The 22,869-nt window shown below is 64.8% G+C and carries 20 protein-coding genes; 11 read left to right on the top strand and 9 right to left on the bottom strand.

Translation table 11 applies throughout. The features are described from left to right. Positions 1 to 2: 2 nt before the first annotated feature. From K7H93_RS15365 to K7H93_RS15355, 3 genes are all read right to left on the bottom strand, one after another. Positions 3 to 650, bottom strand: a complete 648-nt coding sequence (locus tag K7H93_RS15365) for a carbonic anhydrase (RefSeq protein ID WP_230784356.1) — start codon at positions 648 to 650, stop codon at positions 3 to 5. A gap of 119 nt (positions 651 to 769) precedes the next feature. After that, positions 770 to 955 (bottom strand): hypothetical protein, encoded by a 186-nt coding sequence (locus tag K7H93_RS15360; RefSeq protein ID WP_197636235.1) that lies wholly within the window; start codon positions 953 to 955, stop codon positions 770 to 772. Positions 956 to 1,055: 100 nt separating this feature from the next. Beyond that, entirely contained in the window at positions 1,056 to 2,660 is a 1,605-nt protein-coding gene (locus K7H93_RS15355; protein WP_230784355.1) for an isocitrate lyase, read from the bottom strand. Positions 2,661 to 2,821: 161 nt separating this feature from the next. Here K7H93_RS15355 and K7H93_RS15350 point away from each other — a divergent pair, with 161 nt between their 5' ends. The 5 genes from K7H93_RS15350 to prsR all read left to right on the top strand — a co-directional run bounded on the left by K7H93_RS15350 (position 2,822) and on the right by prsR (position 9,475). Beyond that, on the top strand, positions 2,822 to 4,144 hold the full coding sequence (locus K7H93_RS15350; protein ID WP_230784354.1) for a helix-turn-helix domain-containing protein: 1,323 nt from the start codon (positions 2,822 to 2,824) through the stop codon (positions 4,142 to 4,144). Positions 4,145 to 4,214: 70 nt separating this feature from the next. Next, positions 4,215 to 4,505 carry a hypothetical protein gene (locus tag K7H93_RS15345; protein ID WP_010237788.1) on the top strand — a complete coding sequence of 97 codons (291 nt, stop codon included), beginning with the start codon at positions 4,215 to 4,217 and terminating at the stop codon, positions 4,503 to 4,505. Between the two features lie 115 nt (positions 4,506 to 4,620). After that, the gene (locus K7H93_RS15340; protein ID WP_226663460.1) at positions 4,621 to 6,006 is read left to right on the top strand and encodes a TIGR03013 family XrtA/PEP-CTERM system glycosyltransferase; all 1,386 of its coding nucleotides are present in this window, start codon (positions 4,621 to 4,623) and stop codon (positions 6,004 to 6,006) included. After that, on the top strand, positions 6,006 to 8,111 hold the full coding sequence (prsK, locus tag K7H93_RS15335; protein ID WP_230784353.1) for an XrtA/PEP-CTERM system histidine kinase PrsK: 2,106 nt from the start codon (positions 6,006 to 6,008) through the stop codon (positions 8,109 to 8,111). The genes K7H93_RS15340 and prsK overlap by 1 nt, the downstream gene beginning before the upstream one ends. Further along, the gene (prsR, locus tag K7H93_RS15330) at positions 8,111 to 9,475 is read left to right on the top strand and encodes a PEP-CTERM-box response regulator transcription factor (RefSeq protein ID WP_230784352.1); all 1,365 of its coding nucleotides are present in this window, start codon (positions 8,111 to 8,113) and stop codon (positions 9,473 to 9,475) included. The genes prsK and prsR overlap by 1 nt, the downstream gene beginning before the upstream one ends. Here the strand turns inward: prsR and K7H93_RS15325 are convergent. Together K7H93_RS15325 and panB are read right to left on the bottom strand one after the other, a co-directional pair. Continuing rightward, entirely contained in the window at positions 9,472 to 10,530 is a 1,059-nt protein-coding gene (locus tag K7H93_RS15325) for a DUF475 domain-containing protein (protein ID WP_230784351.1), read from the bottom strand. The two genes, prsR and K7H93_RS15325, sit on opposite strands and share 4 nt — an antisense overlap. A gap of 51 nt (positions 10,531 to 10,581) precedes the next feature. Then, complete coding sequence (panB, locus tag K7H93_RS15320) at positions 10,582 to 11,454, bottom strand: 3-methyl-2-oxobutanoate hydroxymethyltransferase (protein ID WP_010237796.1); 873 nt, start codon at positions 11,452 to 11,454, stop codon at positions 10,582 to 10,584. Positions 11,455 to 11,586: 132 nt separating this feature from the next. On the opposite strand from panB, the gene K7H93_RS15315 reads away from it, so the two are divergent. Both K7H93_RS15315 and K7H93_RS15310 read left to right on the top strand, forming a co-directional pair. Beyond that, a complete protein-coding gene (locus tag K7H93_RS15315; RefSeq protein WP_230784350.1) occupies positions 11,587 to 13,017 on the top strand; it encodes a sodium-dependent transporter in 1,431 nt (476 codons plus the stop codon). 100 nt (positions 13,018 to 13,117) lie between these two features. Further along, positions 13,118 to 14,698, top strand: a complete 1,581-nt coding sequence (locus tag K7H93_RS15310) for an amino acid permease (protein WP_230784349.1) — start codon at positions 13,118 to 13,120, stop codon at positions 14,696 to 14,698. A 64-nt stretch (positions 14,699 to 14,762) separates the two neighbouring features. Here K7H93_RS15310 and K7H93_RS15305 read toward each other — a convergent pair whose 3' ends face one another. Beyond that, complete coding sequence (locus K7H93_RS15305; RefSeq protein WP_226663469.1) at positions 14,763 to 15,248, bottom strand: pyridoxamine 5'-phosphate oxidase family protein; 486 nt, start codon at positions 15,246 to 15,248, stop codon at positions 14,763 to 14,765. Positions 15,249 to 15,364: 116 nt separating this feature from the next. Between K7H93_RS15305 and K7H93_RS15300 the strand changes: the two genes are divergently transcribed. Together K7H93_RS15300 and K7H93_RS15295 are read left to right on the top strand one after the other, a co-directional pair. Beyond that, the gene (locus K7H93_RS15300; protein WP_230784348.1) at positions 15,365 to 16,231 is read left to right on the top strand and encodes a hypothetical protein; all 867 of its coding nucleotides are present in this window, start codon (positions 15,365 to 15,367) and stop codon (positions 16,229 to 16,231) included. A gap of 2 nt (positions 16,232 to 16,233) precedes the next feature. Further along, a complete protein-coding gene (locus tag K7H93_RS15295) occupies positions 16,234 to 17,787 on the top strand; it encodes a DNA polymerase Y family protein (protein WP_230784423.1) in 1,554 nt (517 codons plus the stop codon). 33 nt (positions 17,788 to 17,820) lie between these two features. Here K7H93_RS15295 and K7H93_RS15290 read toward each other — a convergent pair whose 3' ends face one another. The 3 genes from K7H93_RS15290 to K7H93_RS15280 form a co-directional block, all read right to left on the bottom strand. Next, a complete protein-coding gene (locus K7H93_RS15290; RefSeq protein ID WP_054524253.1) occupies positions 17,821 to 18,135 on the bottom strand; it encodes a hypothetical protein in 315 nt (104 codons plus the stop codon). A 125-nt stretch (positions 18,136 to 18,260) separates the two neighbouring features. Further along, positions 18,261 to 18,911, bottom strand: coding sequence for a DUF2490 domain-containing protein (locus tag K7H93_RS15285; RefSeq protein WP_230784347.1), 651 nt, complete (start codon positions 18,909 to 18,911; stop codon positions 18,261 to 18,263). Positions 18,912 to 19,027: 116 nt separating this feature from the next. Further along, positions 19,028 to 19,759 carry a carbonic anhydrase gene (locus K7H93_RS15280; protein WP_230784346.1) on the bottom strand — a complete coding sequence of 244 codons (732 nt, stop codon included), beginning with the start codon at positions 19,757 to 19,759 and terminating at the stop codon, positions 19,028 to 19,030. A 234-nt stretch (positions 19,760 to 19,993) separates the two neighbouring features. Here K7H93_RS15280 and K7H93_RS15275 point away from each other — a divergent pair, with 234 nt between their 5' ends. Then, positions 19,994 to 21,232 (top strand): putative DNA modification/repair radical SAM protein, encoded by a 1,239-nt coding sequence (locus K7H93_RS15275; RefSeq protein WP_054527481.1) that lies wholly within the window; start codon positions 19,994 to 19,996, stop codon positions 21,230 to 21,232. 115 nt (positions 21,233 to 21,347) lie between these two features. Next, the gene (locus K7H93_RS15270) at positions 21,348 to 22,781 is read left to right on the top strand and encodes a UdgX family uracil-DNA binding protein (protein WP_230784345.1); all 1,434 of its coding nucleotides are present in this window, start codon (positions 21,348 to 21,350) and stop codon (positions 22,779 to 22,781) included. Positions 22,782 to 22,869: the final 88 nt, after the last annotated feature.

The following is a 22,869-nucleotide window of genomic DNA, read 5'->3' as shown; positions in this document are numbered from 1 at the left end:
CGCTACAGGCTGTAGCGCTCGTCGATCGGGACGAAGCGGTTCTGCGCATCGTCGTAGACGTCGACCATGCCGGTCGCGATGTCGTATACCCAGCCATGCAGCTGCAGCTCGCCCTGGGCGAGCCGCAGGGCGACGGTCGGATGGGTGCGCAGGTGCTGCAACTGCAGGACCACGTTCTGCTCCAGCAGCAGCCGCATCCGGTCCTTGTCGCTCTTCCCGTTGCCCAGCGCATCGGCAATATCGACCGCGGCGCGGCTGTAACCCAGCCATTCGCGCACGTGAGGCAGGGTATCGAGCGAGTTGGAATCGTCGTGCAGCTGCATCGCGCTCTTCATCGCGCCGCACTCGGTATGCCCGCACACGATGATGTGCGGCACTTCGAGCACCGCGCTGGCGAACTCGATGCTGGCGGTCATCCCGCCGGTCTGATTGGTATGCGGGGGCACGATATTGCCCGCGTTGCGGCAGATGAACAGCTCACCCGGATCGGTCTGTGTCATCATGCCGGTTTCGATTCGCGAATCCGAGCAGGTGATGAACAGCGCCTCGGGCGACTGGCCCTGGCTCAGTTTCTCGAAGAAGTCCTTCCGCGCGGGGAATACATCTCGCTGGAATTTCAGCACGCCGGGGGCGAAACGGGGAATGGCCACGCTAGTCTCGATCTGCAGCTAGTAAAGTGGCCGGGGGTCTAGCCGGTCATCGCCCGAATGCAAGCGGGCGCGCGAGGCCATGGTGACCTCGCGCGCCCGGATGGTGCCAGTGCGGCTGCCTATTCGGCGTCGGGAACGTAGGTCCCAAGCCGGTGGTGCAGCGCGTTGATCTTGGCCAGTTCCTCGCGGTCTTCCGTGGTCCGCGCGTGGCTCGCAAGAGCGGCGCGCAGCAGGCGGAAGTCAGCGGTGGAGAGCAGGGCGCGGGCGCGGCCGGGCTCTTTGGGGGTGTCGGTCTCGTCGGTCATAGTTGAATCCGCTCCGTGGGTTTGTCCGGACGTCGCCCGGGTCGTGAGGCCAGCAATGCCGACCCCGCGACCCGGTGACAAGTCCCGAACCCGTTATCGCCTAGGCGGCAAACTGATTCATGGTGTTGTCCTTGCCGCCGGCCTTGAGGGCCGCTTCGCCGGCAAAGTACTCCTTGTGGTCGTCCCCGATGTCGGACCCGGCCATGTTCTGATGCTTCACGCAGGCGATCTGCTGGCGGATTTCCTCGCGCTGGACGTTCTTGACGTAGCCCAGCATCGCCTCCTCGCCGAAGTAGCGCTTGGCGAGGTTGTCCGTGCTGAGCGCGGCCGTGTGATAGGTCGGCAGCGTGATCAGATGGTGGAAGATGCCCGCACGCTTCGCGCCATCGGCCTGGAAGCTCTGGATCTTCGCATCGGCCTCTTGCGCCAGATCGGTGCCGTCATAGTCCACGCTCATCAGCTTGGCGCGATCATAGGCGCTCACATCCTTGCCATCTTTCTCCCAAGAATCAAACACTTGCTGGCGGAAGTTCAGCGTCCAGTTGAAGCTGGGCGAGTTGTTGTAGACCAGCTTCGCATTGGGCACCGTCTCGCGAATCTTGTCGACCATCTCGGCGATCTGCTCGACATGCGGCTTCTCGGTCTCAATCCACAGCAGGTCAGCGCCGTGCTGAAGCGAGGTGATGCAGTCGAGCACGACCCGGTCCACACCCGTGCCGGGGCGGAACTGGTAGAGGTTGCTGGGCAGCCGCTTGGGCGCCAGCAGTTTGCCGTCGCGGCTGATGAAGACCTGGCCGTTCTTGATGTCGGACGGATCGACTTCGTCGCAATCGAGGAAGCTGTTGTACTGGTCGCCCAGATCGCCCGGCTCGGTCGAGTAAGCAATCTGCTTGGTCAGGCCCGCGCCAAGACTGTCGGTGCGCGCAACGATGATCCCGTCTTCGACGCCCAGTTCGAGGAAGGCGTAACGGATTGCGCGGATCTTCTGGAGGAAGTCCTCGTGCGGCACGGTGACCTTGCCGTCCTGGTGGCCGCACTGCTTCTCGTCAGACACCTGGTTTTCGATCTGCAGCGCGCAGGCGCCCGCCTCGATCATCTGCTTGGCGAGCAGATAGGTCGCCTCGGCATTGCCGAAGCCCGCGTCGATGTCGGCGATGATCGGAACCACGTGCGTTTCGTAGTTGTCGATCGCGTTCTCCAGCCGCTTGGCTTCGGTCGCGTTGCCCGCTTCGCGCGCTGCATCCAAATCGCGGAACATTCCGCCCAACTCACGCGAGTCAGCCTGCTTGAGGAAGGTGTATATCTCCTCGATCAGCTCGGGCACGGCGGTTTTCTCGTGCATCGACTGGTCGGGCAGGGGCCCGAATTCGCTGCGCAGCGCGGCAACCATCCAGCCCGACAGATAGAGGTAGCGGCGCTTGGTGCTGCCGAAGTGCTTCTTGATCGCGATCATCTGCTGCTGGCCGATAAAGCCGTGCCACGCGCCCAGCGACTGGGTGTAGTTCGCCGGATCGGCGTCGTAGGCATCCATATCTTCGCGCATGATCTTTGCGGTGTACTTCGCGATGTCGAGCCCGGTGCGGAAGCGGTTCTGCAGGCGCATGCGGGCCGCGCTCTCGGCATCGATCGCGGCCCAGGCGTCACCGCCCTGGCCGATGCGGGTCTTCAGGTGCTCGGTTTCGCTTGCGTAGTTCGAATTGCTCATAGGGGGCTCCGTAGGAAATGGTCTCTGTGACCCCTTACGTAGGGCTCGCACGGGTTTCCCGACAGAGTTTATTACAAACGATCTTGTCTCAAATGCCTCATTCGCTAGTGAGCGCTTGTGTTCTTGTGAAGATGTTTACAAACGAAAGCTAGCCCAAAGCCATGAGCGAACCATCCCTCTATGCCGGTGCCGCGCTGCGCCGCCTGCGCCGCCGCGAAGGTCTGACGCAGGCAAGCATGGCTCAGCGCCTGTCGATCTCGCCCAGCTACCTCAATTTGATCGAGCGCAACCAGCGCCCTGTCACCGCACGCGTGGTGCTCGAGCTGGTCGACCAGTTCGACTACGATCCACGCTCCCTGCAGGAAAGCAGCTCAATCGGCGGTGTCGACGGGCTCGCCCGCCGCCTGGGCGACGACCGCTTCGCAGATCTGGGGATCGACCGTGCGGAAGTGACCGAATTCCTCGCGGCCGCGCCACAGGCCGCCGCTGCTTTCGCCCGCCTGTTTGACGAGCGGGGGAGGGCGGGCGCGCAAACCCGCCCGTTCGAGGAAGAGGTGTGGCGCGCGATCGAGCGCTGGCGCAACCACTTCGCCGATGTGGACGAGGCGGCGGAGAATCTGGCCGACGAGCTGCGCCTTGCCCGCGCGGATATCGGCGCAGCTCTCACCGATCACCTGCGCGAGCGGCACGATCTCGCGATCCGATATCTCCCGCGCGCCGTGCTGCCCGAGGCGAACCGGCGGCTCGACCTGCATGCGCGGCAGGTCCAGCTATCCGAAATGCTCTCCCCCGCGGCGCGCAATATCGAGATGGCCAAGCAGGTCGCCGAACTCGAGCAGCGCGAGCTGATCGCGGACATCGCCGATGGCGCGTCGTTCGATCACCGCGAGGGGCGCGATGCCTTCGCCCGCTATCTTCGCGCCTACTACGCGCGCGCGCTGGTCATGCCTTATGGCCGGTTCCTGCGCGCGTGCGAGGCGACCGCTTACGAGCCGCAGGTGCTTGCCCGCCGTTTCGCCACCGATGTGGGCGAGGTCGCTCGCCGTTTCACCACGCTCCAGCGGGTCGGCCAGCGCGGTCTGCCGTTCTTCGTGGGGCGGATCGACGGATCGGTGCAATTGTTCGAACGGCTGCTGGGCGCGAGCGGGACCAGCCTGCTAGACCGACGGCCCGGCTGCCCGCGTCTGGGTCTGGAGCGGCGGGCCGAATGGCATTCGCAGGCGATCATGATGGAAAGCGGTGCGTTGGGACCGGAACACTGGTTGGTCGCGCATATCGCCGCGCCGCCCTATGCCGACGAACCGCGCACCGACGTATTGCTGTTGGGCCTGGAGGCGAAGTTTGCCGATGCCACCGCGATCGGTCGTGGTGTCTCGCTGAAGGAAGATGACGCGACGCCGATCGGCCCCGGCTGCCGCACCTGCCGCCGGATTGAATGCCCCGCGCGTTCGCTACGCGGGCCAATCCAGACGGCGGTCGCGTGACCCTTGCACGGAACCGCAAGGCATCTTGCGCTTTGTGCAAGTCAGTAAAACCGCAAGGGGCGCATTCGCCATGACCGAAGAACGCATTACCGAACATACCGATCAGGACGGCCACACCCACACCACGCACACCATCGTCACCGATGGCGAGCGAAGCAAGAGCGGCGGCACGACGATCGTGCTGCTGATCGTCGCCCTCATCGCCGTCGTCGCGGCGATCTATCTTTTTTCCAACATGAGCAATGCCGAAGTCGCGAAGGACAACGCGGTCGAGAACGCGGCTAACCAGGTGGGCGACGCAGCCAACCAGGCCGGTGACGCGATCGAGAACGCGGCAGACCGGGTCGCCCCCTCAGAGTAATTGCAGCACCCTGCCGGAGCTTTTCGGCAGGGTGTAAAATTTACCGACATTTCATCACTCGCCCCTAAGCCGAACCTCCGCAGAACGACGCGGAGAAGGGTTCCGGCAGGGCGCGATGATCAGGCTGTTCAAGCACTATATCCCGCAGGCCGTGTTGCTTTACGGCTTCTGCGACCTTGTTTTGCTGCTGCTTGCAGGCGATCTCGCGTGGCACCTGCGCGCGATGCAGATCGGGATCGAGGTTGGCCCGTGGACCGAGCGGCTTCCGCCGATCATCGGTTTTACAATTATCTGCTCGCTGTCGCTAATCGCCTTGGGGCTCTACAGTCCCGAGGCGCTGCGCAGCCCGCGCTATGCCTTTGCCCGTTCGCTGGTCGCGCTTTCGCTCGCCGGGGTAGCATTGGCGGTGCTCGACTTCGTGCTGCCGACCGTCGGATTCTGGCGTTCTACGCTGCTCTATGCCCTTGGCCTGGCCCAGGTCATGATGGGCCTAACCCGCATTGCACTCAGCCATGCGGTCAACCGCGAGAACCTCAAACGGCGCGTCGTCGTAATGGGCGCCGGTACCCGCGCCGCCCGGCTGAAGGCGCTCGAAGAGTGTGGCGACAGCGGTTTCAAGATCGTGGCCTTCATCGCGATGAACGAACCCCATCGTATTCTCGAACAGGCCATAGGGCGCGACGAGCTGGGCGATCTGGGCGCTTTCGTCGAACGTGTCCGCGCGACCGAGGTGGTGCTCGCCCTGGAAGAACGTCGCAATGCGCTGCCGCTGGCGGATCTGGTCCGGGTGCGCACGAAAGGCGTCCCGGTGCACGAGGTCTCCAGCTTCCTCGAGCGCGAGACGGGACGCGTCGATCTCGACACACTCAATCCCAGCTGGCTGATCTTTTCGGATGGGTTTTCCGCCGGGCGGCGCTGGTCGAGCATCACCAAGCGAACCGTGGACATCATCGCCAGCCTGATCGTGCTGACCATCACCCTGCCGGTGATCGCCCTGTTCGCCATCCTCGTGAAGCTGGACAGCAAGGGCCCGGCCTTCTTTCGCCAACAGAGGGTCGGCCTCCACGGGCGGCCCTTCGTACTGCTCAAGCTGCGCAGCATGCGCACCGATGCGGAGAAGGACGGTGCGCAGTGGGCGACCGTGGGCGATCCGCGAGTAACCCGCCTGGGCCGCTTCATTCGCAAGGTCCGGATCGACGAGCTGCCCCAGACCTGGAGCGTGCTGAAGGGCGAGATGAGCTTCGTCGGCCCGCGTCCGGAAGTGCCGAAATTCGTCGGCGATCTGGAGGACCAGCTGCCCTTCTATGCCGAACGCCATATGGTGAAGCCGGGGATCACCGGGTGGGCGCAGATCAACTACCCCTACGGCGCGAGTATCGAGGATGCACGGCACAAGCTGGAGTATGATCTCTACTACGCGAAGAACTACACCCCCTTTCTCGACCTGCTGATCCTGCTCCAGACGCTGCGGGTGATCCTCTATCCCGAAGGCGCGCGCTGATGGCCGACGCGGGATTGTGGCATGTGATCGCTCTGGCTAGCCATACCGTATGCGCCGCGGCCTGCGCTCTGGCCGCGATCTGGCTGTGCCGCAGGCCGCTGCCCTGGCGGCGCGAGCGGATCGCGGGGCTGGTCGCGCTGTGCCTGACGGGCGTGTGGGCGGGCGTGCTCGCCGCGCTCGGCCCGGCTGCGCTGGTCACTGCGGGGGCCGAGGTTCTGCGCAATCTCAGCTGGCTGGCGCTGGTCCACGCCCTGTTCGCGGGCGGGGTGGATCAGGAGAGCGCGCGCAAGGTGCGCTTCGTGATCGTCAGCCTGGTGTTCGTGGAACTGTTGCAGGGTGCCGTGCTGGCCGCAGATGCACTGATCGACGCAGGGCCGGAATTTGCCGCCTCTGCACTGCGAGTATCCTCGCTGTTCCACATGCTCGTTGCGATCGGTGCGCTGGTCCTGCTGCACAATCTCTATGTCGGTGCCTCGCATCGCGATCGCGCGAGCACGCGGTGGGTCGCGATCTCGCTGTCTGCGCTGTGGCTGTTCGAATTGAATTACTACGCCGCGACCTGGCTGTCGGGCGAATTTCCGGACCAGATCGCGGCGCTGCGCGGGGTCGTGGTCGCAATCGCATTCGTGCCGCTGGCGATGGCGCTGGGCGCGGATGTGAGTGCCCTGCGCCTTCGTGCCTCGCGCAAGGTGGCGTTCCGTTCGCTCTCGCTGCTGCTGATCGGCGGCTATCTGCTGGCGATGGCGGGTCTCGCGCGGGTGCTCAACCTGATGGAGGCGGATGGAGCGCGGCTTGCGCAGGTCGGCTTCCTGGTCGCGCTGCTGACCGTGATGGCGCTGTGGCTGCCGTCCGAACGGTTTCGCGCGTGGCTGAAGGTCACAGCGCAGAAGCATCTGTTCAGCCATCGCTACGATTACCGGGCCGAGTGGCTGCGGCTTGCCGATACGATCGGACGTGGCGGAGAGGCTGGCGATGCGCTACATCTGCGCGCGCCCAAGGCGATGGCGGACATTACCGAGAGCCCGTCTGCCGCGCTGTTCCTGCCCGATCCCGAAGGCACGCTTGTCCTTGCGGAGACCTGGCGCTGGCCCACGCTGGCCGATGATGTGGTGAGCCTGCCGGATCAACTGGCTGGCTTCCTTTCGCAAAACGACTACGTGATCGATCTCGAACAATGGCGTTCGGGAAAGTCCGAGGCAGGCGATGTCGACCCGCTGCCAGCCTGGCTGGACGCGGACAGCGCGAGCTGGGCGATCGTGCCTTTGCGCCATTTCGACCGGTTGCAGGGCGCGGTGCTGCTTGCCCGGCCGCTGATCGATCGTCAGCTCGATTGGGAGGATTTCGACCTGCTCAAGGTCGTGGGGCGTCAGCTGGCCAGCTATCTTGCCGAACAGGCGGGGCAGCACGCGCTGATGGAGGCGGCGCGGTTCGACGAGTTCAATCGGCGGATGGCCTTCGTCCTCCACGATATCAAGAACCTCGCCAGCCAGCTCTCGCTGCTGTCGCACAATGCGCAGCGCCACGCGGATAATCCCGCGTTTCGCGAGGATATGCTCAAGACGCTGGGCACCAGCACCGCCAAGCTCAACGGACTGATTCAGCGGCTTGGTCGCTATGGCAACCAGCGCGTGCCTGAGATCGAGCGGGTCGAGCTTGCGGCCCTGATCGGGGACGTTGCAGCCAGCTTCGGCCCTTCGTGGCAGGCCCGCGTCTCGATCACCGGCGATGAGGCTGCGATGGCCGATCGTGAGGGGCTGGAGCAGGCGCTGGTTCACCTGATCCAGAACGCCTTCGACGCAAGCCCCGCGAACGCGCCGGTCTGCGTTGCGATCCACGGGGACCACATTGGCGCCAGCATCGATATCGTCGATGTCGGCGAAGGGATGGACCCGGCCTTCCTGCGCGACAAGCTCTATGCGCCCTTCGTCAGCTCCAAATCCGATGGCTTCGGAATCGGCGCTCTGGAGGCGCGCGAACTGATCCGTGCGATGGGCGGGCGGTTGCTGGTCCAGTCGCGGGTCGGCCTGGGCACGCGCTTCACCATCGAACTGGTCGGCGTCGCAAGCGAACCGGTCGACAAGAAACTCTCCCGCGAGGCAGCCTGATGAGCGATCCCAAACCCAAGCTGCTGATCGTCGAAGACGACGAAGGCCTGCAGACGCAGCTCAAATGGGCTTTCGAAGGCTATCAGGTGTTCGTGGCCGGCACGCGTGAGGATGCGCTGGCGATCCTGCGCGCGGAGGCACCGCCGGTGGTCACGCTCGATCTCGGCCTGCCGCCCGATCCGGACGGTACAAGCGAGGGCTTCGCCGTGCTCGACGCGATCATGGCACAGGCGCCCGCGACCAAGGTGATTATCGCCAGCGGGCACGGCGCGCATGAAAGCGTGCTCGATGCGATCGGAGCGGGGGCGTATGATTTCTATCACAAGCCGGTCGACATCGCGGCGCTCGAACTGATCGTATCGCGTGCGCTCAACCTCCACCGGATCGAGGCGGAGAACCGTCGCCTGGCGGAGAAGGTCGGCAAGACCAAGACCGTGCTCGGCACGTTGATCACCGGCGCACCCGAGATGGTGAAGGTCGCCCGAACAATCGAGCGCGTGGCGAACACCGACGCATCGGTAATGCTGCTGGGCGCGAGCGGGACGGGCAAGGAACTGCTCGCACGCGGCCTTCACGACGCAAGTCCGCGCCGCGGGGGGGCCTTTGTTGCGATCAACTGCGCCGCGATCCCCGAAAACCTGCTCGAAAGCGAGCTTTTCGGGCACGAGAAAGGCGCGTTTACCGGGGCGGTCAAGACGACCGAGGGCAAGATCGAAGCCGCCGACAACGGGACGCTGTTCCTCGACGAGGTGGGCGACATTCCGCTGGCCCTGCAGGTCAAGCTGCTGCGCTTTTTGCAGGAGCGCACGATCGAGCGGATCGGCGGGCGCAAGGCGATTGCGGTCGACACGCGGATCGTGTGCGCCACCCACCGCGATCTCGACGCGATGATCGGCGAGGAGACGTTCCGCGAGGATCTCTACTACCGCATGGCGGAGATCGTCGTGCGCATCCCCTCGCTCAGCGAACGTGCAGGCGATGCTGCGCTGCTGGCCAAGGCCTTTCTCAACCGCTTCGCGCAGGAAATGAACCCCTCGGTAAAGGGCTTTGCGCCCGATGCGCTCGCCGCGCTCGACGCGCACAAGTGGCCGGGCAACGTCCGCGAGCTGGAGAACCGGGTGAAACGCGCGGTGATCATGGCCGACGGCAAGCTGGTCGGCGCAGAAGACCTCGACCTGGCATCACCGAATATGGACGATGCCGCGCCGCTCAACCTGAAGGGCGCGCGCGAGCAGGTCGACCGGCAGGTGATCCGCAAGGCGCTGGCGCGAACGGAAGGCAATATCTCGGGCAGCGCAAAGCTGCTCGGCGTGTCGCGGCCGACGCTCTACGATCTGCTCAAGCAGTACGATCTGCAGAACTAGGCGGTTTCGCGCTCGGTGCCGTGCTTGCGGTTGTAGCGCATCGACCACAGCAGCGAGATGCCGATCAGCACTGCGCCGATCAGACCGGTGATGCTCTCCGAAATGTGGAATTTCGCCGACAGCAGCATGATCAGGCCCAGCGCGATGATCGCCCAGAACGCACCATGTTCGAGGAAGCGATACTTGGTCAGCGTGCCCGCGCGCACAAGGTGGACCGTCATCGAACGCACGAACAGCGCCCCGATGCTCAGCCCCAGTGCGATGATCAGCATGTTGTTCGAGAGCGCGAAGGCCCCGATCACCCCGTCGAAGGAAAAGCTCGCGTCGAGCACTTCGAGATAGAGGAACCCGCCGAGGCCGGATCGCACTGCGCCCTCGGCCATCTTGCGGCGTTCCACCTTGTCCAGCACCGTGCCGATCGCATCGACCGCGATGTAGGTGACCAGGCCCAGAATGCCGGCGGTCAGGAAAACCATCCCCTCACCCTCGGGCAGCATGGTCGAAATGCCGTAGAGCATCAGCAGCAGGATGCCGATCTCCGCCGCGCGGATTTCGGAGAAGCGGCGCAGCGCCAGCTCCAGCCCGCGGATCCAGTCGACATCCTTGTCGCCGTCGAAGAAGAAATTCAGCCCGACCATGGTCAGGAAGGCACCGCCGAAGCCTGCGATACCGACATGCGCCGATGATACGATCGCCTCGTAGCGCTCCGGATCGTTGAGCGAGAGGTCTATTGCGGACAGCGGATCGAGGTTGGCCGCTACGGCCACGATGGCGAGCGGGAAGACGATCCGCATCCCGAACACCGCGATCAGGATGCCCCATGTCAGGAAGCGGCGCTGCCACTTCTCGTCCATTTCGCGCAGCACGGTCGCGTTGACCACTGCGTTATCGAAGCTGAGCGAGATTTCGAGGATCGACAGAACCAGCACGATCCACAGCACGTGGGCCACGCTGCCGACACTGCCGCCCGCGTTCCAGGCGTAGAACCCGGCCGCGATGAAGCACACGAGAGTGAAGAGCAGCGAGCCCCAGTAATGTCGCAGAAGTGTGTTCACGAAGTTGGTGTCCGTGCGGTGCCGGGGCGATCCGGTGGGTTGAGGGGGAGACTAGCTCTTGGGCTGGTAGGTCTGGTCTTCGGTCGGGAAGCTGCGCGCGCGCACTTCGCTGGCGTATTGCTGCACCTTGTCGGTGATCTCTTCGGCGAGGTTGCCGTATTTCTTCACGAAGCGGGGCACGCGTTCGAACATGCCGAGCATGTCGTCCACCACCAGCACCTGCCCGTCGCACTGCGCGGAAGCGCCGATGCCGATCACCGGGATTTCAAGCGACTGGGTCAGCGAGACCGCGATCGGTTCGACCACGCCTTCGACCACGACAGCGAAGGCACCTGCCTCCTGCACGGCCTTGCCGTCTGAGATGATCTTGGCGTGCTCTTCCTGGCTGCGTCCGCGTGCGCCATAGCCGCCCAGCGCGTTCACCGCCTGCGGGGTGAGGCCGATATGCGCCATCACCGGGATGCCGCGCTGCGAGAGGAACGAGATGGTTTCCGCCATCGCCTCGCCGCCTTCCAGCTTCACCGCCGCACAGCCGGTTTCGGCCATGATCCGGCTCGCGCTTTCGAACGCCTGTTGCGGGCTGCCCTCATACGCGCCGAAAGGCATGTCGACCACGACCACCGAGTGATAGCTGCCGCGAACCACGGCAGCACCATGCGCACACATCATGTCGAGCGTGACCTGAAGCGTTGAGGGCAGGCCGTAGATCACCTGGCCGAGCGAATCGCCGACCAGCAGCAGGTCGCAATGCTCGTCGAGCAGTTGCGCCTGGCGCGCGGTGTATGCGGTTAGCATCACCAGCGGCTCTTTGGTTTCCCCATCCGCCTTGCGATTCTGGATCTTGGGGACCGTCAGCCGCTTCATCGGCTGCGGGGTGGGGGTCGCGCGGCTGGTCGCCGTATCGATCTGGAAGGTTGTCGACATGGAGCGCGTGCTAGCCCCTCGGCGGGACAAACGCAAAGCACAGCACTCGACGTGGCGGAAGAAACATTGCAAAAGCCCCACCAATGCAAAGGGTAAACCGCACCCGGGAGGTGCGGCAGGGAGAAAGTTTTAATGGTCGCCACAACGACAACCACGTCGGCTGAGGGCTGGTCCTCGCGCTCGGCATTCATCCTCGCCGCGATCGGCGCAGCGGTGGGGCTGGGCAATCTCTGGCGGTTCCCGACACTGGCCGGCGAGAGCGGGGGCGGGGCCTTCGTGATCTTTTATATCGGCTGCGTGTTCCTGCTGGGCCTGCCGCTGCTGCTGGCGGAGATATTCATCGGCCGCGCAGGGCAGACCGACGCGATCGGCTCCATCCGCCGCGTTGCGGAAGAATCGAACGTCTCCAAAGGCTGGGTCTCGTTCGGTGCGATCGGTGCGCTGGCGGCCTTCCTGATCGTTTCCTTCTATTCGGTCGTTGCAGGCTGGGTGCTCTACTACGCGGGCGTTTTTGCTGCCGATTTCGGTTCTGCGATAGCTGCGGGCGATCCCTTCCGGGGCGCGCTGGAAGGGCAGAGCCAGGAAGAAATCGCCAACCGCCTGACCAACCTGTTCGCCAGCCCCAGCCTGCTGCTGGGGATGCACTTCGCCTTCATGGGCGGCACTCTGTTTATCGTTGCGCGCGGCGTTTCGGACGGGATTGAGAAAGCGGCGACCTGGCTGATGCCGGCCTTCTTCGTGCTGCTGATTGGGATCACCATCTACGGCGCCGTCGTCGGCGATGTGAGCGAGGCTGCGGCCTTCCTCTTCACGCCCGACTGGTCGCGACTGACCCCGGATGTGATGAATTCCGCGCTGGGTCAGGCGCTGTTCTCGCTCTCGCTCGGCGTGGCGGGGATCATTACCTATGGCTCCTATATCCGCGAAGGCACTCCGCTGGGATCGACTGCGGTCACCATCGCGATCGCCGACACCGCGGTGGCGCTGATCGCCGGGCTCATGATCTTCCCCATCGTGTTCGCGGTGGGGCTCGACCCCGCAGCGGGTCCGACGCTGGTGTTCCAGACCCTGCCCTTCGCGTTCGAGGCAATGCCGGCGGGCTCGCTCATCGGGTTGCTGTTCTTCATTCTGGTGCTGGTCGCCGCGATCACCAGCTCGATCTCGCTGCTCGAAGTGCCGACCGCTTACGGGATCGGAGAACTGGGCTGGAGCCGGACGACCTCCGCGCTGGTCTTTGGCGGGGGCGCTTTCCTGATCGGCATCGCCTGCCTGCTGGGCTATAACGTGTGGTCCGATGTGCGCCCGCTATCGTTCTGGCCGATCTTTGCAGACACCGACATCCTCGACACGGTGGACGGGTTCACCGGCAAGATCATGCTGCCGCTTGGCGCGCTGCTGACCTCGATCTTCATCGGCTGGAAGGCGGACCGGCGGCTGCTGGAGACGACCACCCAGCTTTCCGCGCCGGTCTTTGCGCTGTGGCGCTTCCTGCTCGCGTGGCTGTGCCCGCTGGCGGTGGCGACCATCCTGGTCACCGGATTGTTCCCCAGCCTGTTGAGCTGAGGCAAGAATCCAGCTTCCCGAGGTCTTCGAGTTGTAATATTGACGCAGACGCGGTCGGCAGGGCGGGGAGGGCTCGCTTCCGGACCGTGGATCTGCGCCCATGATTTTCGGCCGCGTAAAGCCGCTCGACGCCATTCTGGCGACGGCGGAGAAGAAGTCTCTCCATCGCACTCTCGGTTGGTTCCAGTTGATGCTGTTCGGCATCGGCTGTGTGATCGGCACCGGGATTTTCGTTCTGACGGCGGCAGGCGCGCAGAAGGCTGGACCGGGCCTGATGCTCGCCTTCGCCATCGCGGGCGCGGTCTGCATCATTGCGGCGCTCTGCTATGCAGAGATCGCCTCGATGATTCCCGTCGCGGGCTCTGCCTATACCTATAGCTACGCCAGCGTGGGCGAGCTGCTTGCGTGGACCGTAGGCTGGGCGCTGATCATGGAATACGCGATCGCCGCCGCTGCCGTGTCGGTCGGCTGGTCGGGCTATTTCAGCGGGACATTCCTCAACGAGATTCTCGGTGTCCAGCTGCCGGCCTGGCTTGCCGCCGGGCCGCTGGTGCTGGGCGGCGCGCCGGGCGGGCTGATCAACCTGCCCGCGCTGATCATCGCGCTGCTGGTGACCGGCCTGCTGATCGTGGGGACGAGCGAGAGTGCCAAGGTCAACGCGGTGCTGGTTCTCATCAAGGTCACCGCGCTGACCGCGTTCATCGCGCTGACCTTCACCAGCCCGGATTTCGACGCGAGCCATTTCAACCCGTTCCTGCCTGCCGGCGTGTTCGGCGGTTTCGGTTCGGGGCTCGGCGCAGTCGGCGCGGCGGCGACGATTTTCTTCGCCTATGTGGGCTTCGATGCAGTCTCCACCGCGGCGGAGGAGACCAAGAACCCGCAGCGCAACGTGCCCATCGGGCTGGTCGGATCGCTGCTGTTCTGCACGGTGTTCTACATCCTGGTCGCGGCGGGCGCGATCGGCACCATTGGCGGGCAGCCGATCATGGGGCCGAACGGCGTGCCGTTCCCGACCGGGTCGGAAGAGCTCGCGCGCCAGTGCGCGACCTATGCCGCGGACCAGCTGCCGCTGGTCTGCTCGAACGAGGCACTGGCGCATGTGCTGCGGCAGATCGGCTGGTCGAGCATCGGCAACCTGCTCGGCATCGCCGCGTTCCTCGCTCTGCCGTCGGTCATCCTGGTGCTGATCTACGGGCAGACGCGCATCTTCTTCGTGATGGCGCGCGACGGGTTGCTGCCCGAAAGCCTCAGCCGGGTGCACCCGAAGTTCAAGACGCCGCATATCGTGACCATGCTCACCGGCGGCGCGGTTGCCTTGGGTGCAGCGTTCTTCCCGGTCGGCAAGCTCGCCGATATCTCCAACGCTGGCACACTCTACGCCTTCACGATGGTGGCGGTCGCGCTGCTGGTGCTGCGCCGTCGCGATCCTTCGCGCAAACGGGCGTTCCGCGTCCCGGCGGCGTGGTTGATTGCGCCGCTGACGATTGCGGGCTGCGTGTTCCTGTTCCTCAACCTGCCATACGAGGCGATGCTGTTCCTGCCCGGTTGGGGCCTGCTCGGGATCGTGATCTACTTCGCCTACAGCCGTTCGCGCAGCCATCTGGGGCGCGGGATCGTGGAAGTGGTCGACGATGTGGCGGGTGGGCAAACGATGGTGCCGATCGAGCCGCCGCCGGCCTGATGCATGAAAAAGGGGCGCAATCCTCGCGGATGCGCCCCTTTTTGACGGGTTGGAAAATGCTCGCTCAGAGCGACGTTTCCTTGACGTGCTTCTCTTCCGCATCGTCGTGGACGTTCATGCCCAGCGCCATCTTGGCGACGTCGAGCAGGCCCATATCGCCGTTCCAGATTTCCGCATCGCCAAGGTCCATTCGCAGGAACAGGATGTCGGGATCGTCCTTGCCGCCATCGTACCAGGCTTCGACGAAGTTATTCCAGAACTGGTCGAACCGCTCCTGGCTGGTTTCCTTGGTCAACGTGCCGTGGAAGCGCGCGAACATCTTGTGGTCTTCGCCCTCGAAGGTCGCGGTCGCCGCGCCCAGCTTGGCGAAATCGCTCTTGGTATGGGTGAAGAACCAGATCGAGCTGTTGGCATCCTTGTCGAGCTGCGGCGACATCGGCACCGCGCTCTTCGGATCGGTGTCGAGCTGGAGGAACAGGTAAGGGCTGTCGGCCAGCGCCTTCCAGAATTTCTCGCGCAGTTCGTCGGCCTTGCCTTCATTGTATCTCATTGTGATCTCCTTTGTTTCTCCAACGGCGAGGAGGAGAGATGGTTTCGTGGCCCGGACCGAGACGGCCTTCGTCGGATGCTTGCCGTCAGGAATAAAATGGAACATAAAAGGAACATATGAGTCGTTCCGCCATGATCCAAGACAGCCTTCCCACCGCCGCCCAGCTTGCATCCGATGCCACATCACAGCGCTGGCAGCCCGGGCTGGATGCCGTCGCGCAAAGCGAAATCTTCGCCTCGGGGCGAGAGGGCAGCGGGGCGGGCGCGGCGCTCGCTCTGGCGCTGGACGCGTGGCGACACCGGGTGCGCGAAGAGGGGGAGGAGGCGGAGGATCGCCGCGCGGTGGTGTGGGTGCAGACTCGCGCCGCGGTGAAGCGCGGCGGGCGTCCGTTCCGGGCAGGCCTGCCGCAGGAAATCCGTCACCGCCTGATCCACGTGCTCGCCGAGAAGGACGAGGATGCGCTGTTCGCGCTGGAAGAGGCGGTGCGTTGCCGCGACATTGCCTTCGTGATCGGCGAGATCGTGGGCAGCCCCCGCGCGCTCGATTTCACCGCCTCGCGCCGGCTGACGCTGGCTGCGGAAAAGTACGGTGTCCCGCTGACGCTGGTGCGCCTCGAGGGGACGCGCGATCTTTCGTCCGCGCGGCAACGGTGGGCGGTACAGGCTGCTCCCTCGGCCCGTCCGAAGTGGAATCGTCAGGCACCGGGTGCTCCGGCGTGGCAGGCCGAACTGTTCCGCGCGCGAAAGCATCCGCCGGGCCTGTGGCGATTGAGCGAGGATGCGAAGGCGTTGGTGGCGGAGCGCGAAACCTCTCTCCCCGCAGGGGGAGAGGATACGAAGGCTAGGTCGCATAGCGACCTAGCCGGAGTTGGAGAGGGGCGAACTAAGGTTCCAAATGGCAAGTCCCCTTCTCCAGGCCCTGTGAGCTCCTTCGGAGCAAGTGTCGCCATCCTCTCCCCCGACGGGGAGAGGGTTCTTGGTTGAGTATGGCGCCCCGCCGCATCCTCTCGATCTGGCTCGCGGCTTTCGCGATCGACCGCTGGCGTCTCGCCGAAGGCTGCGCGCGCGGTGAAGGTGCCGACGCGCAGCCGCTGGTCCTGATTGCCGAGACCGCGCACGGCCCGCGCATCCAGGCGACGAACAGCGCGGCGCGAAACGCAGGCGCGCGGATCGGCACCATGCTCGCCGATGCACGCACCCTGTGCCCCTCCATCGTCGCGGTGCCGGGCGATCCGGCGGGCGATCTTGCCGAGCTGGAAAAGCTTGCCGCGTGGGCCATGCGCTGGGGCCCGTGGTCCGCGCTCGACCCACCCAACGGCCTGCTGGTCGATGTGACCGCCGTGGCGCACCTGTTCGGCGGCGAGGCAAAGCTGCTGGCGGATGTCCATCATGCCTTCACGCATCGCGGCTTCGCCATGCGCGCGGCGATCGCGCCTACCGCTGGCGCGGCATGGGCGCTGGCGCATTACGGGCCGGATCGCAGCATTCTCGCCCCCCAAGACGATATGGAGGCGCGCCTTTCCGATCTGCCGGTTGCCGCGCTGCGGCTCGACGACGATGTGCTCACCGTGCTGCGGCGGCTTGGGCTCAAACGGCTCGGCGAACTCGGTACAGTCGGTCGCGACGCACTCCATCGCCGTTTCCGCAACCGCAGGTCGCCCGCCGCCAACCCGCTGGTACGAATGGACCAGCTGCTCGGCCGGGTGCCCGAACCGCTGCTGCCGGTGGTGCCGCAGCAAGTGCCGCTGGTGCAGCGCAGATTGATGGAGCCGATCCGCCACCGCACGCTGCTCGACACCGTGCTGGGGGATCTGGCGGTCGACATGGTTCGCGAACTCGAAGGAGCAGGGCAGGGCGCACGTCGCCTCGACCTCGGGCTGTGGCGCGTCGACGGAGAGGTCGTCGTCAGAACGCTCGAGCTCGCCGCAGCGACGCGCGATGCAGACCATATCGTGCGGCTGTTCGGCGAGAAGCTGGGCGATATCGACGCCGGCTTCGGGATCGAGCTGGTCCGCCTGCGCGCCAGCTGGGCGGAGGCGCTGCCCGCCAGCCAGAACGACATCGAAGCTGCTGCCGAACGGCATGGCACCTCGCTATCCGCCTTCGTCGACCGGCTGACTACGCGTCTCGGCTCCAAGGCGGTGCGCCGCCCGGTGCTGAAGGGAAGCCATGTGCCCGAACGCTCGCAAGCCTGGCAGCCGCCACTATCGCCCGAACCGCCTGAGCAGGAGGCTTTTCGCTTCCACGCGCGTCCGCTCAAGCTGCTCGACCGTGCGGAGCCGATCGCGGTGCTCTACGCCACGCCCGACGGTTTTCCGCAAAGGTTTCGCTGGCGCGGCGAAGTGCACGAGATCGCGCGGGTCGAGGGTCCGGAACGGATCGCGCCCGAATGGTGGCGCGAACGCGGCAGCGCGCGGCTGCGCGACTATTACCGGATCGAGGATGATGCCGGGCGCCGCTACTGGATTTATCGCTACGGTATTGCGGGCGACGGACGAGGCGGGGTGCCTGAGTGGTTCTTGCAGGGCCTGTATGCCTGATGCGATCGCGGCCCTATTAGCTGCCCGAAAAGGTCAGCTGCCCGAGAAAGGCGTCCCGAACACCCCCACCGCCACCTCGGCCCATACCAGCAGCAGCACGGCGAGGATGCCGAGCACGGCGGCCACGCACCAGACGGGCCGGCCGATGGTGCGGATTGCGAACTCGATCGCCAGCGCAGTCGCGCCCAGCAGCACCGCCGCCACAGCAAAATCGAAGGGGGTCCAGTGTACCTCGCCGGTGAATTGCATCGCGACCAGCGGTGCAATCAGGATGGCGAGAAAGGAACCCCACAACGCCACGCGCCAGATGCGGTTCGCAATACCCGACGTGATCGAAAGATCATCCATGTCGTACTCTCCTCCAACGCAATCATGCGTCAATGGACACGAGAGCGCAAGATGCGGATCACAAAGGGCTTTTGTACACCGACCGCGCGTACGATATTCCCAGGCCCGGGATCGCCAGGTGATGGCTAGAAGGAATATTCGAGCCCGATCAGCGGCGCATGTCCTACCTTGTCCGGGCCGCCCGGCTCAAAGTCCTGCTGGCGCAGATAGGTGAGGCTGAGTTCGACCCGGTCGCTCACTTCATATCCAAGCCCGATCTGCGTGCGCAGGCCGGTAATGCCATCGTCACCGCCCGAGCGTGTGCCGCGAAGGGTCCAGAACAGTTCCGCATTGGCACCGGCCGACCAGCGTCCGGCTTCATCCAGTGGGAAGGACACGCCCACCCGCGGGCGCAGCCGCAGCCCCCTGCGGTCGGCCCCGTCGGCGAAACGCTGTTCGAACCGTAGCCGCGTGCGCAGCACACCGTGTCGGCCCGAAAGCTGCTGCATGGTACGGGTTTCGTCGCGACCGCCATTATTGATCCGTCGCTCGACCGCGCCCGCTAGGGTGAACGCGTCGGTCAGATCCTGCTTCAGCCACAGGCGAAAGAAGTAGGTGTCGACCCGCCCGTCGTCTGCACTGCGCAAGCGCTGAGCGGTCTCCAGCTCGACAGCGGTGTCCGCGTCGAGATCGGTTGAGATGGACGGGTTGAGCCACACTTCGAACCCCTCGTCAGACGAGTGGGCGGGACTCGCGATGGCCGCCGCCACCGCGATCGCAGGTACCAAATGTCGCATTATGTCAATTCCTCGCTGACACGGCCCGGTCGGCACGCGCGCAGGGCCGCTGCGTGATGTCGACACAGGTGCCGACCCCGCTCAGGGGGCCGGCACCCATCGGTTGTCATGGGCGGTCAGTCTGCGGGAGCAACAATCAACCGGTTGTTGGCGGGCTGGATCGAACGCGCGCTCATGCCGAGCGCCTGCTCCATGACCGCGATCTGCGCCGGGCTTGCCTCCAGCACCTCCTCGACGACATGCCAGTTGACGTTTTCGCTGCACGGCGGCGTGGTTAGCGACCCCATGTAGCGATAGACCTGCAGCTCCTCGGGCACCATCTCGGCCAGGTCTATGTCGAAGCTCGCCTTGTTGCCCTGCGGCAGCGCGTCGATGATTGCCTGCAGCCCGGGATTGGCCTCGCCTTCCTCGAACATCACGCCCAGAACACCCAGCGTGCCGTCATCCGTCGCGTGGACGAAGTGGGCCACCAGCGGATAGCGCTTGCCGTCGATCGCATGCTCAGAGGGGGTGTGGAAGTGCACCTGAATCAGGGTGAACTGGCGGTCGCCCGAAACCATGCCCTGGCCTGCTGCAGCATCGATCTGCACCTTGTGCTGGCCCAGGCTGAGCTTGGCCTTTGCCGGGCCGTAATTCGTCGAAAGTTCGATATCGCCGATCGCATTGGCCTGGTTGAGATCTATCGGGCTTTGCATCTTGCCCGCATCGCACGCAGCATAGCTGGCATTGGCCTTGGCCCAGTGTTCGGACGCGGTGCCGTCGGTATAGCGCCAGTCGAGCGACTGGGCAGTCACGGCAGTGGCGGTCATCATTGAAATTGCGGTGAAACCAAGAACGAAACTTTTCACGTCATTCTCCATCCCTTGTGCGTGCGATGGAGTAATCGGAAAGATCGCTTTCCCCGGTCGCACGCGCATCTTCATCCAGAGGGCTGGTGCAGCCCTTCGACTAATGATGCGGTCCGACATCACGCGTCATTGACGCGCCAGAGGGGCCCGGTCCCGCGGTTGCACTATATGCATGAAAGAGGCGATCTTACAAGAGGGCTAGGCAGGAAGGTAAAGTGAACATATAAAGAACATATGAGCTCTCCGATCCTCGACAGGCTGAAGATTCTCGCCGATGCGGCCAAGTATGATGCGTCATGCGCCTCGTCCGGCACGGCCAAGCGCAACAGCAAAAGCGGGGGAATCGGCTCGACCGAGGGGATGGGTATCTGCCATGCCTACGCGCCCGATGGCCGGTGTATCTCGCTGCTGAAAATCCTGCTGACCAATCACTGCATCTTCGATTGCCACTATTGCATAAATCGCAAGAGTTCCAATGTGCAGCGCGCGCGCTTCACACCGCAGGAGGTCGCGGACCTGACGCTGAGTTTCTATCGCCGCAATTATATCGAGGGGCTGTTCCTCTCCTCGGGCATCATCAAGAGCTCCGACCACACGATGGAGATGATCGTGGAGGCCGCGCGCATCCTGCGCGAGGAGCACGATTTCCGGGGCTATATCCATCTGAAGACGATCCCCGAGGCGGACCCCGAGATCATTCACCGCGCGGGGTTTTACGCCGATCGCGTCTCGATCAATGTCGAACTGCCGACCGATGCGGGGCTGACGCGCCTCGCGCCGGACAAGAATGCGCGCCAGATCGAGGGCGCACTGGGCAAGACCAGTAGCGATATCGTCGAAGCGAAGGATGCGAAGAAGCGGTTCAAGCACGCGCCGCGCTTTGCGCCCGCGGGCCAGTCGACCCAGATGATCGTCGGTGCCGACGCGGCGAGCGATGCGGATATCGTGGGCCGGGCGAGCCGGCTGTACGACAGTTTCGGCCTGCGCCGCGTCTATTACAGCGCCTTCTCGCCGATCCCCGATGCCTCCGCCGTGCTACCCTTGAAGCGCCCGCCGCTGATCCGCGAACACCGCCTCTACCAGTCCGACTGGCTGATGCGGTTCTACGATTACCGCCCGCAGGAGATCATGCAGGCGGCCGAGGCCGACGGAAACCTGCCACTCGACATCGATCCCAAGCTCGCCTGGGCGCTGAAATTCCGCGAACGCTTTCCGGTCGACGTCAACCGCGCGAGCCGCGAGGATTTGCTGCGCGTGCCGGGACTGGGGGTGAAAGCGGTGCACCGCATCCTCGCCTCCCGTCGGCACCGGACCTTGCGGCTCGACGATGTGGCGCGGCTGACCGTGTCGCTGACCAAGGTGCGGCCCTTCATCTGCACCGTGGACTGGCGCCCGACGATGCTGACCGACCGCGCGGACCTGCGCACGCTGCTCGCACCCAAGACCGAGCAGCTGGAGCTGTTTGCGGCATGACCATCATTTCCCGTCACCCCTGCGAAAGCAGGGGCCCAGCTAACACCGCCGGTTCGTGCTACCACTCTTATCTGGACCCCCGCCTGCGCGGGGGTGAGGGCTTGGAGCATGCGTCGTGACCGCGCTCCAGCACGTCAAACCCCACGCGCATTACACCGTCCAGCTGCCGCGCAGCGACGACTTCGCTTTCTGGCGCGAACGCGCGCGGGCGCTGATTCAATGCGATATTCCGCCCGGCAAGATCGCGTGGGTCGAGCCGGGCGGGACCGACGATCTCTTTTCGAGCGGCGGCATGCGCCTGCCAGAGCCGCCCGCCGATGCCCCTCCGGTCCGCGCGAGCAAGCGCTACCTGAGCCTCGCGAGCAATGCCGCGCTGCACCGCGATCCGGCGCGTTTCGCGCTGCTCTATCGCCTGCTCTGGCGGCTCCAGCGCAATCCGCGGATCATGGAGGACAAGGCCGATCCGGATGTCGGCCGCGTCGAGGAACTCGACAAGAACGTCCGGCGCGACAGCCACAAGATGCACGCCTTCGTCCGCTTCCGACAGGTCGAAGCAGAGGATGGCGAGCATTACGTCGCCTGGTTCGAGCCCGAGCATCACATCCTGCGGACCAATGCGGGCTTCTTCCGGCGCCGGTTCGCGAGCATGCGCTGGTCGATCCTGACGCCGCAGGGCACGCTGCACTGGGATGGCGAGACCATGCGCGAAGGCCCGCCCGCGCAGAAGACCGACGCGCCGCACGGCGACCCGGTCGAGGACCTGTGGCGCACCTACTACGCGTCGATCTTCAATCCCGCGCGGCTGAAGGTGGGCGCGATGCTCTCCGAGATGCCGCGCAAGTACTGGAAGAATCTGCCCGAGGCCGCTCTCATCCCCGAGCTGATCGCAGGTGCGCAGCAGCGGGAAAGCGAAATGGTGGCGGCAGGAGAGCGCGATGACGGCGTACGTCCCGAAAGCCTGGAGGCGATCGGCGAGGCCATTCAGGCGTGTCGCAAGTGTCCGATCGGTTGCCTCGATAACCGCGCGGTAATGGGTGAGGGGCCGGGCGATGCGGCCCTGATGATCGTCGGCGAACAGCCGGGCGATCACGAGGATCAGGAAGGGCGGCCATTCGTCGGCCCTGCCGGACAACTGCTCGACGTGCATCTGGAACGCGCGGGGATCAACCGCAGTGCGGCTTACGTCACCAATGCGGTCAAGCACTTCAAGTTCACGATGCGCGGCAAGCGGCGGCTGCACCAGTCGCCCACTGCCAAGGAGATCGACACCTGCCGCTGGTGGATCGAGGGCGAGCGCGAAATGGTGAAGCCCAAGCTGGTGCTGGCCATGGGTGCCAGCGCAGCACGCGGGATGCTGGGCAAGACCGTCAGCATTTCCAAGGTTCGCGGGCAGGCCATCCCGCTTGAGGACGGCAGCGAGCTGTGGGTCACCTCTCATCCTTCCTACCTCCTGCGCCTCGATGGCGAGGCGCGCGAGAAGCAGGCCGCGTTGTTCGATGCCGATCTTGCTGCAGTACGCGCGCGGTTGGCGGAATTGGTCGAGCAGTGAGCCATTCCATTTTTCTCGTCACCCCCGCGAAGGCGTGGGTCCAGCTTCTTTTGCAGGTCGGTGCGCCGAGAAAAGCTGGATTCCGGCC

Source organism: Citromicrobium bathyomarinum (genome assembly GCF_021021475.1).
In the GTDB taxonomy this organism is placed as follows: Bacteria; Pseudomonadota; Alphaproteobacteria; order Sphingomonadales; family Sphingomonadaceae; genus Alteriqipengyuania; species Alteriqipengyuania bathyomarina.
Note: the sequence above shows the minus strand (reverse complement) of the source record. Positions and strands in the feature narration are given on the sequence as shown.

Coding starts and splice junctions, on each gene's coding strand:
- K7H93_RS15360 (WP_197636235.1), bottom strand. CDS start 955: ATGACCGACGAGACCGACACCCCCAAAGAGCCCGGCCGCGCCCGCGCC.
- K7H93_RS15355 (WP_230784355.1), bottom strand. CDS start 2,660: ATGAGCAATTCGAACTACGCAAGCGAAACCGAGCACCTGAAGACCCGC.
- K7H93_RS15350 (WP_230784354.1), top strand. CDS start 2,822: ATGAGCGAACCATCCCTCTATGCCGGTGCCGCGCTGCGCCGCCTGCGC.
- K7H93_RS15345 (WP_010237788.1), top strand. CDS start 4,215: ATGACCGAAGAACGCATTACCGAACATACCGATCAGGACGGCCACACC.
- K7H93_RS15340 (WP_226663460.1), top strand. CDS start 4,621: ATGATCAGGCTGTTCAAGCACTATATCCCGCAGGCCGTGTTGCTTTAC.
- prsK (WP_230784353.1), top strand. CDS start 6,006: ATGGCCGACGCGGGATTGTGGCATGTGATCGCTCTGGCTAGCCATACC.
- prsR (WP_230784352.1), top strand. CDS start 8,111: ATGAGCGATCCCAAACCCAAGCTGCTGATCGTCGAAGACGACGAAGGC.
- panB (WP_010237796.1), bottom strand. CDS start 11,454: ATGTCGACAACCTTCCAGATCGATACGGCGACCAGCCGCGCGACCCCC.
- K7H93_RS15315 (WP_230784350.1), top strand. CDS start 11,587: ATGGTCGCCACAACGACAACCACGTCGGCTGAGGGCTGGTCCTCGCGC.
- K7H93_RS15310 (WP_230784349.1), top strand. CDS start 13,118: ATGATTTTCGGCCGCGTAAAGCCGCTCGACGCCATTCTGGCGACGGCG.
- K7H93_RS15305 (WP_226663469.1), bottom strand. CDS start 15,248: ATGAGATACAATGAAGGCAAGGCCGACGAACTGCGCGAGAAATTCTGG.
- K7H93_RS15300 (WP_230784348.1), top strand. CDS start 15,365: ATGAGTCGTTCCGCCATGATCCAAGACAGCCTTCCCACCGCCGCCCAG.
- K7H93_RS15295 (WP_230784423.1), top strand. CDS start 16,234: ATGGCGCCCCGCCGCATCCTCTCGATCTGGCTCGCGGCTTTCGCGATC.
- K7H93_RS15290 (WP_054524253.1), bottom strand. CDS start 18,135: ATGGATGATCTTTCGATCACGTCGGGTATTGCGAACCGCATCTGGCGC.
- K7H93_RS15285 (WP_230784347.1), bottom strand. CDS start 18,911: ATGCGACATTTGGTACCTGCGATCGCGGTGGCGGCGGCCATCGCGAGT.
- K7H93_RS15275 (WP_054527481.1), top strand. CDS start 19,994: ATGAGCTCTCCGATCCTCGACAGGCTGAAGATTCTCGCCGATGCGGCC.